General features: G+C 53.1%; 10 protein-coding genes. 5 read left to right on the top strand and 5 right to left on the bottom strand.

What is annotated here, in order from left to right; genetic code table 11:
* Positions 1 to 35: 35 nt before the first annotated feature.
* Complete coding sequence (locus tag QZT94_RS00545; RefSeq protein WP_296762705.1) at positions 36 to 1,322, top strand: adenylosuccinate synthase; 1,287 nt, start codon at positions 36 to 38, stop codon at positions 1,320 to 1,322.
* 144 nt (positions 1,323 to 1,466) lie between these two features.
* Positions 1,467 to 2,636 carry a hypothetical protein gene (locus tag QZT94_RS00540; protein WP_296762703.1) on the top strand — a complete coding sequence of 390 codons (1,170 nt, stop codon included), beginning with the start codon at positions 1,467 to 1,469 and terminating at the stop codon, positions 2,634 to 2,636.
* A gap of 126 nt (positions 2,637 to 2,762) precedes the next feature.
* Here the strand turns inward: QZT94_RS00540 and QZT94_RS00535 are convergent, their stop codons facing one another.
* The 4 genes from QZT94_RS00535 to QZT94_RS00520 all read right to left on the bottom strand — a co-directional run bounded on the left by QZT94_RS00535 (position 2,763) and on the right by QZT94_RS00520 (position 6,862).
* The gene (locus QZT94_RS00535) at positions 2,763 to 3,446 is read right to left on the bottom strand and encodes a Crp/Fnr family transcriptional regulator (protein WP_270626148.1); all 684 of its coding nucleotides are present in this window, start codon (positions 3,444 to 3,446) and stop codon (positions 2,763 to 2,765) included.
* Positions 3,447 to 3,656: 210 nt separating this feature from the next.
* Positions 3,657 to 4,397, bottom strand: coding sequence for a hydrogen peroxide-dependent heme synthase (gene hemQ / locus QZT94_RS00530; protein ID WP_296762701.1), 741 nt, complete (start codon positions 4,395 to 4,397; stop codon positions 3,657 to 3,659).
* Positions 4,398 to 4,430: 33 nt separating this feature from the next.
* Positions 4,431 to 5,546 carry a ferrochelatase gene (gene hemH, locus QZT94_RS00525; RefSeq protein WP_296762698.1) on the bottom strand — a complete coding sequence of 372 codons (1,116 nt, stop codon included), beginning with the start codon at positions 5,544 to 5,546 and terminating at the stop codon, positions 4,431 to 4,433.
* Positions 5,543 to 6,862, bottom strand: coding sequence for a glutamyl-tRNA reductase (locus tag QZT94_RS00520; protein WP_296762696.1), 1,320 nt, complete (start codon positions 6,860 to 6,862; stop codon positions 5,543 to 5,545). The genes hemH and QZT94_RS00520 overlap by 4 nt, the downstream gene beginning before the upstream one ends.
* Positions 6,863 to 7,145: 283 nt before the next feature.
* On the opposite strand from QZT94_RS00520, the gene hemE reads away from it, so the two are divergent.
* Entirely contained in the window at positions 7,146 to 8,180 is a 1,035-nt protein-coding gene (gene hemE, locus QZT94_RS00515) for a uroporphyrinogen decarboxylase (RefSeq protein ID WP_296762693.1), read from the top strand.
* A gap of 7 nt (positions 8,181 to 8,187) precedes the next feature.
* Here hemE and QZT94_RS00510 read toward each other — a convergent pair whose 3' ends face one another.
* Positions 8,188 to 8,628 carry a hypothetical protein gene (locus QZT94_RS00510; protein ID WP_296762691.1) on the bottom strand — a complete coding sequence of 147 codons (441 nt, stop codon included), beginning with the start codon at positions 8,626 to 8,628 and terminating at the stop codon, positions 8,188 to 8,190.
* 197 nt (positions 8,629 to 8,825) lie between these two features.
* On the opposite strand from QZT94_RS00510, the gene hemC reads away from it, so the two are divergent.
* Both hemC and QZT94_RS00495 read left to right on the top strand, forming a co-directional pair.
* Positions 8,826 to 11,381 carry a hydroxymethylbilane synthase gene (gene hemC / locus QZT94_RS08870; RefSeq protein WP_363928416.1) on the top strand — a complete coding sequence of 852 codons (2,556 nt, stop codon included), beginning with the start codon at positions 8,826 to 8,828 and terminating at the stop codon, positions 11,379 to 11,381.
* 35 nt (positions 11,382 to 11,416) lie between these two features.
* Positions 11,417 to 11,745, top strand: a 329-nt coding sequence (locus QZT94_RS00495; RefSeq protein WP_296773083.1) for a uroporphyrinogen-III synthase, incomplete at its 3' end; no start/stop codon positions are given.

The following is an 11,745-nucleotide window of genomic DNA, read 5'->3' as shown; positions in this document are numbered from 1 at the left end:
GCCTTGCAAAAATCCTTATTCGAGAGGAATAGTTCATGCCCGCACTGATTGTTGTCGGAGCCCAATGGGGAGACGAAGGAAAGGGTAAAGTCACCGACCTGGTCGGTCAGAGCGTGGATTGGGTGGTGAAATTTAACGGCGGCAATAACGCTGGTCACACCATTGTAGTAGGGGATCAAAAATTTGGTTTACATCTTATCCCCGCCGGTATTCTTTCCCCTACCGTGACCCCGGTTATCGGTAATGGGGTGGTTGTTGATTTAGAGGTAATGTTTGCGGAAATCAAAATGCTCGAAGATGCCGGGGTGGATTGTTCTCGGCTGCGCATCTCCGCTAATGCTCATATTATTCCGCCTTACAACAAGGTCATGGATGGACTGGCAGAACGGTCTTTGGGCGAACGCAAGATTGGTACTACCGGTCGGGGGATTGGCCCTACCTATGCGGATAAGATGAACCGGATAGGGCTGCGCATTCAGGATTTATTTGATGAATCGATTTTGCGGCAGAAAGTTCGCTCGGCTTTGTCGGGTAAAAACTTTGTGATTGAAAAACAGTTCTCAGAGAACCCCATTGACCCGGAAGCTATTTCCGACCAGCTGCTTTCTTATGTCGAGAGAGTGCGTCCTATGGTTTTTGATTGCACTAAAGAGCTAAACCTGGCGTTAAATCGCGGGGAAACCGTGCTTTTAGAGGGCGGTCAGGCCACGATGCTAGATATTGATCACGGGACTTACCCCTTTGTTACTTCTTCTTCTTGCACCGCCGGTGGTGCATGTTCAGGAGCGGGGATTGGGCCGACCCGCATTGACCGGGTGATTGGAATCGCGAAGGCTTACACCACTCGGGTTGGGGAAGGCCCTTTCCCGACAGAGCTTTTTGGTCAAGAGGGCGAGGACTTGCGTCAGGCGGGTGGGGAGTTCGGGGTAACTACCGGCAGACCACGTCGCACCGGCTGGTTTGATTCGGTGGTTGCTCGCTATGCCGCTAGGGTTAATGGGCTTACTGATTTGGTAATCACCAAGTTAGATGTACTTTCGCGCTATGAACAGATTCCAGTATGTGTAGCCTACGATGTCGATGGTCAGCGCTTTGATGATTTGCCTGCTGATCAGACTTCTTTCCATCACGCCCAGCCGATTTATGAAATGCTGCCTGGCTGGAAAGAAGATATTACCGGTTGCCAGACTTTTGCGGATTTGCCCGCTAAGGCTCGCGACTACATCTTGCGTTTAGAGGAACTGTCTGAGTGCCGCATCAGTGTAATCGGGGTAGGCGCTGACCGCTCCGCAACTATTGTGCGGCACGAATTGCTGGATTAGTTCGATTAACTCTAGACAGTAATCTGCTTATCTGATAGCGCACAAAGCGACTTTTTCCAGGTTACTCGGCGCGGTTAGCACCGATAATAGTCCGCGTATTCTATTGTGGGGTTGTATAGACTGCACAATTTCGTTGGAGGTCAGATGAGTAATAACGAGCCGGAGAACGACTTAACTACCCGCACCTGGTTCGTAGGTGAAGATTCTGAAGAGGAACAAGCTCCCGAAGATACCTTGATTCCTGGTGAACACGCTTCTCCTGCTGCTCCTGGAAATGATTCCTTAATCGCTGGTGATGGTTTCAATCCTGCGTCTTCGCCCTCTAGCGAGGAAGATGAATCCCTGGGGAAGCTAGATCACGTGGATAACGTAATTTCCGGTGCAGACGATAGTGAGGACGACTTCCCCAAGCAGGAAGAAAGCCCTCTTCCGCAAGCAGAGGTCGAACCGGAGATTTCAGATAATTCCGGTGGCGATATTGATGCGCCGGCTCCGCAGCGTAAATCACTTACTGAACGCACCCCCAAGGTAGAGGAAGATTCTTCCTTCAGCGAACCGGTAACTGCGAAAGAGGTGGAAAGCACTGCTGAACGCCGTTATTCGCTGCTTAATGGACAGGATAATGCCCCTGCTCCTGCAAAAGATGATTCCCCGAATTGGGATTCAGTCGAGGAAACTGAACCTGAAGAGGTCTTAACCACTGCGCAGCGGGAAAAGAGTTTTGAGGACACGATTTTCGAGGGCGCAACTGTTAAACCTACGGTACCGTCGCGGGCAGCGGCTCATGTTTGGTCATTACTGCTTTTTATACTGCTTGTTCCAGTTACCTGGTATTTGGTTTTGGATGTAGCAACCCGGCTACGTACGCGCGGGGGCGAAATGTTACTGCCCACTTCTGCTCTTGATGCTGGTCAATGGCTAGAGGTAGCGTTCGCTCTGATAGCGGTGTTTATTTTGCTGTTAATAGCAAGATTCTCTTCTTTAGGAGCTTTTATTACCGGTTTGCTGCTCACCGTGGGAGGAGCTTTCTTCCTGGTTGTGCCCGCTAAAACCGCTGCGGCATTGGATTCGTTCCTGACCGCTTTGGATAATGCTGGTCAGCAAGGTCATTTCTATCAGGCTCTGCCTAGTAATATTGCACATCATTTGGCATGGTCGGGTGGCTCTGGAATGTTGTTATTTGCCGGTCTAGCCCTGTTGGGAATAGCTTTCCTTTCCCATAGTGCTCGTCGTGCGGGACGTAAAGATTACCTAATCGAACGCAAAGTTAAAGCGGCAGACGATAGCCAAGATAACAAGGTGACTGCCAGCTAGTTTGCCTAGATGCTAATAGTTTGCGGGGGGTGGCAACCAAATGGTTGCCACCCCCCGCAAAAGTTTTAGTCACCTGATTGTGGGGCTATAGGGTTAATGCTCTGTTTTAGAGCATTAACCCTATTTTTAGCGAGCGCGCCTGGCTAGGCGATCAACGTCAATCAAGGTAACAGCGCGTCCTTCCAGGCGTATCCAACCACGAGAAACAAACTCTGCCAAGGATTTGTTTACGGTTTCACGTGATGCCCCTACTAGCTGCGCCAGCTCTTCTTGAGTCAGATCGTGGGGAACGTGAATACCGTCCTCGGTACGGATTCCGAAACGGTCAGCCAAATCCAGGAGCGCTTTCGCAACCCGGCCGGGGACATCGGAGAACACCAGGTCGGCTAGCGCCTCGTTGGTGCGGCGCAAGCGCTTTGCCAGCGCTTTGAGCATATGTTTCGCCAATGAAGGATTATCGTCCAGGAAGTCCATTAAATCAGCATGGTTTAGGAACACTAGACGCGCTGGAGATACCGCCGTGGCGGTAGTGGAACGCTGTCCCGGATCAAAAAGGGTGAGCTCGCCCAGAATTTCACCAGGTCCTAAAACCGCTAGTAGGTTTTCGCGACCGTCAGGGGACTGGTGGGATAGTTTCACTTTCCCTTCGGCCACAATATATAAACGGTCGCCATCGTCGCCCTCTTCAAACAGGTTTTCTCCACGTCGTAACGTGGTTTGCCCCATCATAGAGAATAGGCGCATTTGCGCGTCCTGATTTAGTCCCTCGAACAGGGGAACTCTGGCTAGAAAGGACGAATCCAAGCTAATCACTCCTTACAGAAAATATCGATAGCTAACGAAAAGTACATACCGCTTTAACATTACTCGCTTGTTGTGACATATGCCACCTGAGGGGCGGCGTGTTTTCTACATTCTGGGGTATTCGGAAATTTCTCGCAGCTACCTGGGACTTCAATCCCCCTATCTGGGAATGGATTGAAGAGGGAATGCCTAATAATTAAGACAAAGTGGCGTTAGCTATTTTTCGTTACGCTGTCGCTGTATCCATTCGGTTAGTTCCATCCGCTTGCCGGTATAGAAGGGCGTATCCTGGCGGACATGTAAGCGAGCTTCACAGTCCCGCTGCTGACGCAGTACCCCCATAATCCGATTAATGTCATCGGATTCTAGGGTCACTGACCATTCGTAATCATTAAGCGCAAAGGTCGCCAAAGTAGAAACCGCTACGTCCAGGTAACCTGCGCCATTGCGACCATGCTCGGCGAGCATGGCACTGCGTTTAGCCTTGGGCAGGTAATACCATTCGAGGGAACGCACAAACGGGTAAACCGCCGCATAGGCACGGGGCGCCCAACCACCGAAGCAGGCAGGCAGGTGGGGCTTATTGAACTCCGCAGTCATATGAGCGCTCATAATCGACCACACCGGTACCAAGTGGGCTCCTAGCCGCGAGTTCAATACCGCATGGTAGGCAGCTTGTAGCTTGTCATTTGATTCATCTAGGAACCAGAACATTAAATCAGCGTCTGCGCGGTAACCGGCAACGTCATACCAGCCGCGTACGGTTACTCCCAATTCTGAGATGGTTTCCTCGAGTTCGCGCGCCATAGCTGCTCGCTCTGCCTCCTGGGCGGGTAGCGGCAAAGCTAGTTCAAAAACCGCGTGCATAGAAAAATTGTTGCGGGAATTAACTTCCTCGGGATCTACCTTGTAATCGCGAGGATCGGGGGATACATCATTAGGCATTGGATGAGCCATTTTTTCTCCTTTTAGCTTTCGCTTATTAGCTGTTTAATCTTTTCTGGTTTCAAACTCAACAGGCAGGTCAATAGCATTTTTGCTGCCTCTAGAATCTCCGGGAGGCGCCCAGGCTGGCCATCGGGGTTCTAAAGCATCTTGGGCATAGGCGACCTCGCCCTCTGCTTTTTCCTGAGCGCGCTCGGTCACCAAATCCGCGAGCGCTCCGATAAAGCCCGGCTCGGTACCTACCGTTGGCACTCGCAAATAATTAAGTCCCAGCTGTTCAGCTGTTTCCTTGGCTTCGGTATCCAGGTCGTAAACCACTTCCATATGGTCACAGATAAACCCGATAGGTACGCAGACTACGTCAGTTACGCCCTCTGCTTTCAGCTGTGCTAAGCGGTCGTTAATATCGGGCTCTAACCAGGGTATTCGCGGTGACCCGGAGCGGGAACAATAGGACAAATCCCAGTTCAGCTCCCGTCCTAGCTCTTTACTCGCCCTCGCCGCGACCTCGGAGCATACCTGTTGGTGTTGGCGCACATAGTCGGGGCGGCAGTTATCGGCAGGACCAGAGCATTCCTGCATGGCACTGGGAATCGAGTGGGTCACAAAGGCGACATAGGGGAGAGGTTCACTGTCTTTTTCTAGATTCTGTAGCTCTTTTACCAGCAGTTTCGTATAGGCTCCTACGAAGCCTTCAGTAGTGTAGTAGGCGCGCACTTTATCTAGTTCCAGCGATAAATCCTGAGCCTGTAGCTGGGATTTCGCGGCTGCTAAGTCTTCCCGGTATTGCCGGCACCCCGAATAGCAAACATAGGCGGAAGTAAAAATACAAAGTACCCGTTTTAACCCCCGCATAGCCAGGTCGCATAGGGTGTCGTGGATAAAGGGATGCCAGTTACGGTTCCCGATTACGACTTCAATCTCTTCCCCCCGCCGGCTCAGTTCCAGTTCAAGGGCGCGCCGGATTTCCAGGTTACGCGCATTTATGGGGCTGATTCCGTGGAAACGTCCATAGTGGGTGGAAACCTGTTTTAACCTCTCGTCAGGAACTCCCCGCCCGGAGGTCGCGTTACGCATAAACGGCAACACGTCCTCCATCTGGCGCGGCCCTCCATAGCTGACCAGCATCACCGCATCGTATTGGGCAGAAATCTCGCTCACCGTGCCTCCTTTTCGCCTGGAGAGTCCTTTTTTACCTCAGTAACTTTCAAGCCGGTTACCGGGCAGGCAGGTTCGGTATCTCCCGATTTTGGCGGTGTTTCTACAGCTAATCCCCAAACTTGTTGGAGGGCGTTTACGTATTCGCGCCCCAGCCCTTCGCGTCCGGCGCGATGAGCATTTATGGTGGGGATATGGGCTAGACGAGCCGCCAGGTGTCGCAGCGCATATTCGACTTCTGCGCGCGCAATATATTCCCCATTTGGCAAGCGGGAGATTTCATCAGCCAGCATCTGGCGAAAACTCTCGCGCAGCGCTACTACTACCGAATCCATCTGGCGGTCAGCTAACAGCTGCTCGGTTTTCTTAACCCCCTCGGATACGATTTGTTCCGCCCGCTCGACTTGGGCTTTTCCTGCTTCCGGTACGTGAGCGCTGATTTCTTCTAAGTTGATTACTTTTACCCGCTCAAGGTCGGCTACCCCGTCCTCGATATCGGTTTGTAGAGCTAAATCGAGAATCGTCTTTTCTCCGCTAGATAGCGCTAAAGCCCGTCCTACTTCCTCTTTTGTTAATACCGGCGCACCCATACCCCGGCAGGTAACAATTAAAGTCGCTGCCTGTAAAGCCGTAACTAGCTGGTCTTTGGCTACCGCTTCGAGGTCGTGTCCAGATGCGAAGCGTTCGGCACGCCCGGAGGTGGAATAAACCGCAATATCTTGCACCCCTTTGGCGCGCAGTGCTGCCACAGTGGCTCCCGCATATGAACCGGTGCCAATCAAGAGCGTGGGGGTTCCTGCCAATGGATTTATGTATTCAGCAGCCATTTCGAGGGCGCAGGCAACTACTGAACGTCCCTGGGAGGCTATCCCGGTTAGATGTGCAACCCGGCGGGAGGTGCTGAGTGCTTCTTGGCAGGAACGGGTGATAGTTGCAGATGAAACTCGGTTTTGGGTAGCAACGGTGAGGGCGCGGCGCAGCTGTCCAGAGATTTCTCGTTCCCCCACCACCATGGAGTCTAGTCCGCAGGCGACTGTAAATAAATGTTCCAAAACCTGCCGGTCACGGCGAATCTCGCAGTCGGTACCTAACCGGGATTGGATATAGCTGTCTACTGCTTTTTGCTGTTCAGCGCTGGTTGTGGGTGCAGTTTCGATGATTATTTCCACTCGGTTACAGGTGGAAAGTGGTAGCACTCCCTGCACTTCGGGCAGGCGTTGCAAAAGGTCTTTGGGTAATCCTTCGATGGTACTGGCGGCTGTGGCTACGGCGTTTAGCCCGTGCCGGAGATGATGTACCGAATAGGAAGAAAGACCCACGTGCTCATTAGACCATTTTTTTATTTTTTGAAAAGGACGGGGCGTTTTGTTTGCTCTCGTGTCTTACTTTTTTCTGTTTTCCCAGTCCAGGGGGTTGCAAAAGAATACTTATCTGCCAGAGTGTCACTAAGAATTAGGCTATTTCGCAACAGACAGATGCGGAAAATGTGTCATAAAAAGTTAGTCCCTTTTGACCTCGCGATATTTACAGGGGGTGGTGACCTAAATCTGGTTTGTTTTGCTTTGTTTTGCGCCCGCCTAACTTGCCGTAGATGATGGAAATATGTCTGAGCAGAATTCTTTCTTGCAAGCCGTTCGCGGTCTGCGTCCCGATAAAACTCCGGTTTGGTTTATGCGCCAAGCCGGGCGTTCCTTGCCCGAGTATCGCCGCTTACGCACCGGTAACGATATGCTCACTGCCTGCACCACTCCCGAACTGGCAGCGGAAATAACGCTGCAACCGGTGCGCCGCTACGGGGTCGATGCCGCGATTTTCTTCTCTGATATTGTCACCCCCCTATATCTGGCGGGTTTAAAGGTAGAGATTGTCCCCGGTAAAGGCCCGGTTTTCGCCGATCCGATTCTGAGCCCTAAGGACGTAGACCGCCTCACCAGTTTTAAGAGTTTTGATTCAAGCTGTATTACCGAGGCCGCTCAAATGGTTTGCGCCGAGCTGGGCGATACTCCGCTAATTGCTTTCGCCGCTGCGCCTTTTACTTTGGCCTCCTACCTAATTGGGGATACCCGCTCGAAGAATCACCTGGAGGCGCGGGCTTTTATGCATTCTTACCCGGATGCCTGGAACCGGCTCGCCAGCTGGTGTGCGGATATGTCGGCGGCGTTCCTGGCCGCCCAGATTGCCGGTGGGGCACGCACCGCGCAAGTTTTCGATTCGTGGGTGGGCGACCTTTCGCGCGCCGATTACCAAACCTATTGCCTTGAGCATTCTCGGGTAGTGATTGATTCTGCTCATGCCCACGGAGTACCGGTGATTCACTTCGGGGTAGGGGCTGCTTCCCTGTTGGATTTGATGCGAGATGCCGGGGCAGAATGTATCGGGGTTGATTGGCGGCTACCTCTAGGTGAAGCCGTGAAACTAATCGAACATGGCCCCGGTGACCAATTTGCGGTGCAAGGCAATATTGACCCCGCCGTTTTGTTTGCCTCTACTGAGGTACGCCGCAACCACGTCAATCAGGTGTTAGCCGAGGGCAAGCAGGCCGCCGCGCATATCGTCAATCTGGGACATGGGGTACCGCCGAACGCAGACCCGGCGGTATTACAAGAAATCGTCGATCAGGTACACGCTACTGGCTAGCGCCAATTTAGCTTTTGACCGGCAAATACCCCCTAATTAGGTGGAAAACTAGCGCTAAAAGCCCGAACATAACCAGGCAGACCAGCTGAGCTAAAATGATGGTCACATGCCCAATATCGTGTATTACGCAATAAAGTGCTGGGATTATTAAAAGCAATAATGCGGTAGCCCAAAACAATATTTCCAGGGTTTTTAAATATCTGAAAATCTCATCGCTCGCTACTGTTTGAGAACTGTTCTTATATGCAAAAATAAAGGTAACCAAGCAAGCTAATAGAATCGGCAGTAAAACTATCCATCCCACGATTCCCCAGATAGCGCCGTATTTTAATCCCCATTTTTCTGACAGCTCGACAAACAGGAAAAACTCCACAACCGCCGATAAAACCACTGACACACATCCCAGTACGCTAAAAACTGCGGTTGATTTTACAATCGACTTCTTCATGGAGACTCCTTAGTAGGATACGAAACCGCCTAGTAGCATTAGGCTAACCTAAATAAATAATATTTTGAACGTCATGTCAATAGATTTAATTTAACGTTACCAATTAGTTACCTAAGGTTTTAGCTATCAACTATTGGCATCTGCTTGATTACTGCACTACTTTCATTAAAGTAGATACTCACACTGACGGAGATGTTATGGAGACCCTTGAGCAGCTTGCAGATTACGATGTTTTGGTTATCGGAGGAGGGCTGGCCGGTTTAACCAGCGCCTATACTCTGCAAAAACAGGGTGCGCGGGTAGCGGTGATTGAGGAGAGAGGACGACCCGGTGGCCTGATTTGTTCGGGGCGTTTTGGGGACTTCACCTTCGATATTGGCGCTGAGGCTTTCGCGGCCGGGGCTAGCGAAGTTAAAGATTTATGCGCAGAGCTAGGTTTACCGCTGGTGGCTCCCCGCGGTAAATCCTGGATTTTTCACCACGCTCGCGCTGGTCACCCCGAGGGCGCGCTTCCGATTCCCCACGGAATGTTAGGGATTCCTGCCAGCCTAGATGACCCAGGCATTGTGGGAGCGCTTAGCGAAGCAGAAATGCAGCGCGCCCGTGAGGACTTAACTATGGGACCGCAGGTAGGGGCGGAAGAAACCACCGTAACCGGTCTGGTAACTGCCCGCCTAGGAAAAGCCGTTTTAGAAAAAGTAGTTGCGCCCGTTGCCGGGGGGATTCACTCGGCAAGCACCGACCGCCTAAACGCCGATACCGTGCTGCGCGGACTGCGTCCCGCCCTAAAAGAACACGGCTCGCTGGTGAAAGCAGTCGCCGCTTTGCGCGGACTAAAGCCCGGCAAACCCGCCGTACTCGCCCCCGAGGGAGGAATGTTCCGCCTGGTAGAAACCTTAGCGCAGCGTATTGAAGAGGGCGGGGGGCTGATTTTGTCTCATGCGCGCGGCCTCGAACTGAAACCGGTTGAAAATGAATCTGATGCCGCTGACAGTCCCGCTACCGACTCGAATCAGCCCGGCTCAGCAGGTTGGAAAGTCACCGTTTCTAACACCAAATCAGGGCCGACCCCGGGGGCAAGCCCGATTAACATTGGCGAAGCCGTAACGGTCACTGTCCCACAGGTAATAGTGGCTTTACCAGGCTATTTAGCCGCACCGATGCTGCGCAAAGTGCCCGGGATTAAAGTCGGTGAGCTCCCCCAGGGCGGGCCGATAGCACACGTGACCCTATTTGTGGACTGTCCGGCTTTGGATGCTAATCCGCGCGGTTCCGGAATGCTGGTACAACGCCCCAGCAGTACAGATATTGAGAACGGCTGTGTGGGAGCGAAAGCTATCACCCATTACACTTCCAAATGGCCGTGGGCGGAAGAAGCTGCCGGTAAAGGTCGCCACCTGCTGAGAGTATCTTATGGTTGGGCAAATGGGCCGGAGATTCCGGTATCGGTCGAGGGGGCGTTAAAGGATGCTTCCCGGCTGCTGGGGGTACAGATTTCCCCGGATCAGCTGCTCGGTTCGATGATTATTCACTGGGATGGCTCCCTGCCGCCTTTCACTCCTAAACATCGGGAAATGACCGCCAAGCTGCTAGAAGACCTGCATGCCTATCCCGGTCTGGATTTAGCAGGCTCTTGGGTTGCCGGTTCGGGGATTGCCGCCGTAGTCCGTCAGGCGCAAACGATTAAAATGCGCGGTACCGGCTGGATTAGCGAAGCGCGCTCGGACGCTTTAGTTTTGGGTACTCGTGCTTCCCGCCTGGCGGTAACCCAATCGGAAACCGTAGCTAACGCTTTGCGCGCTCAGGGACTAAATGTGCAACTGCGGCAAGTGCGCACCGCCGGCGATATTTCCCGCGCCTCTTTACAAAAACTGGGGGGAGTTGGGGTTTTTGCCGCGCAACTACGCCTAGCACTCTTGGAGGAAAACTGTCATTTAGCAGTGCATTCTTTCAAAGATTTACCCACCCAGGAGGCTCCGGGACTAAAAGTTGCGGCGATTCCGAGCCGCGCGGATGCCCGGGACGCCCTGTGCGCCGCTCCCGGTTTAACTTTGGAAACTTTACCGCCAGGCGCCACCGTGGGTACAGGCTCTCCGCGCCGCTCCGCCCAAATCCTGGCTTTACGTCCCGACCTCAAGATTGTGGATATTCGCGGCAATGTGCCTACCCGCCTGGGCAGGGTGAAAGGCATTGCCGCTCCTGAGGGTGACTTTACTGATGGACGGGAGACTCGGGAAAAAATTTCGCAGGGCGCACACGACTTGGATGCAGTGATTTTGGCGGCGGCCGGTTTGGATCGGATTGGGCTGGGCGCTTACGCCAATGAGCGTTTCCATCCTGAACAGGTGCTTCCAGCCCCAGCGCAAGGGGCACTCGCGGTGGAGGTTTCAGAGGTAGTGCTTAAAGCCCACCCTGATTTAGCGGCCGCGCTGGAAGAGCTTAATGACCTGGCAACTGCGCTTACTTCTACGGCGGAGCGGGCAGTGTTAGCGGAACTGAATGCCGGGTGCGCAGCGCCGGTAGGGGCCTTTGCCCAGATGGAGCGGGGGATACTCACCCTTACTGCCGCGATTATTTCCCTCGATGGTACTCGCGAGGTACGTGTCAGTGACTCCTTGCAGGCCGATCCGGAAAAAACCTTCGCCGAGATGCTTGACCAGGCGCGTCAGCTGGGTGAGAGCGTGGCGTGCGCCCTCCTAGAATCTGGGGGCGGCGAGCTTGCTGACCTGGGCGCCGCTAAGGCGCGTGGCTAATATCCGCAACAGGAAACTATTTTCGGAGGGCGACTATGGCATTTACAGTGGCACTTACGGCAGAGCCAACGCGCCCACTAGCAAAAAAACTACAGGCAGAATTGCCGGAATGTCATATAGTTAGCGCTCCAGTCACCCGTTCGCGCCCGGTCAGCGAGCCGCGAATATCTGAGTGTCTAAACAGTTTACGGCGCGGGGAGTATAGCTGGGTGGTGATTACTTCTGCCCGCACCGTCAAGTATTTACAAACGCTGTTAGCTACCGAACCGCCTCTAACTACCTTTCCCCAGGTAGCAGCGGTGAGTAAAGCCAGCGCACTGGCCGCAAGCAAGGCTGGCTGGAATGTTACTTTGCAGGCAGGCGG

The organism is Varibaculum sp., assembly GCF_008661855.1.
Taxonomy (GTDB): Bacteria; Actinomycetota; Actinomycetes; order Actinomycetales; family Actinomycetaceae; genus Varibaculum; species Varibaculum timonense_A.
This window is presented reverse-complemented; position numbering and strand designations above follow the sequence as displayed.

Coding starts and splice junctions, on each gene's coding strand:
- QZT94_RS00545 (WP_296762705.1), top strand. CDS start 36: ATGCCCGCACTGATTGTTGTCGGAGCCCAATGGGGAGACGAAGGAAAG.
- QZT94_RS00540 (WP_296762703.1), top strand. CDS start 1,467: ATGAGTAATAACGAGCCGGAGAACGACTTAACTACCCGCACCTGGTTC.
- hemQ (WP_296762701.1), bottom strand. CDS start 4,397: ATGGCTCATCCAATGCCTAATGATGTATCCCCCGATCCTCGCGATTAC.
- hemE (WP_296762693.1), top strand. CDS start 7,146: ATGTCTGAGCAGAATTCTTTCTTGCAAGCCGTTCGCGGTCTGCGTCCC.
- QZT94_RS00510 (WP_296762691.1), bottom strand. CDS start 8,628: ATGAAGAAGTCGATTGTAAAATCAACCGCAGTTTTTAGCGTACTGGGA.
- hemC (WP_363928416.1), top strand. CDS start 8,826: ATGGAGACCCTTGAGCAGCTTGCAGATTACGATGTTTTGGTTATCGGA.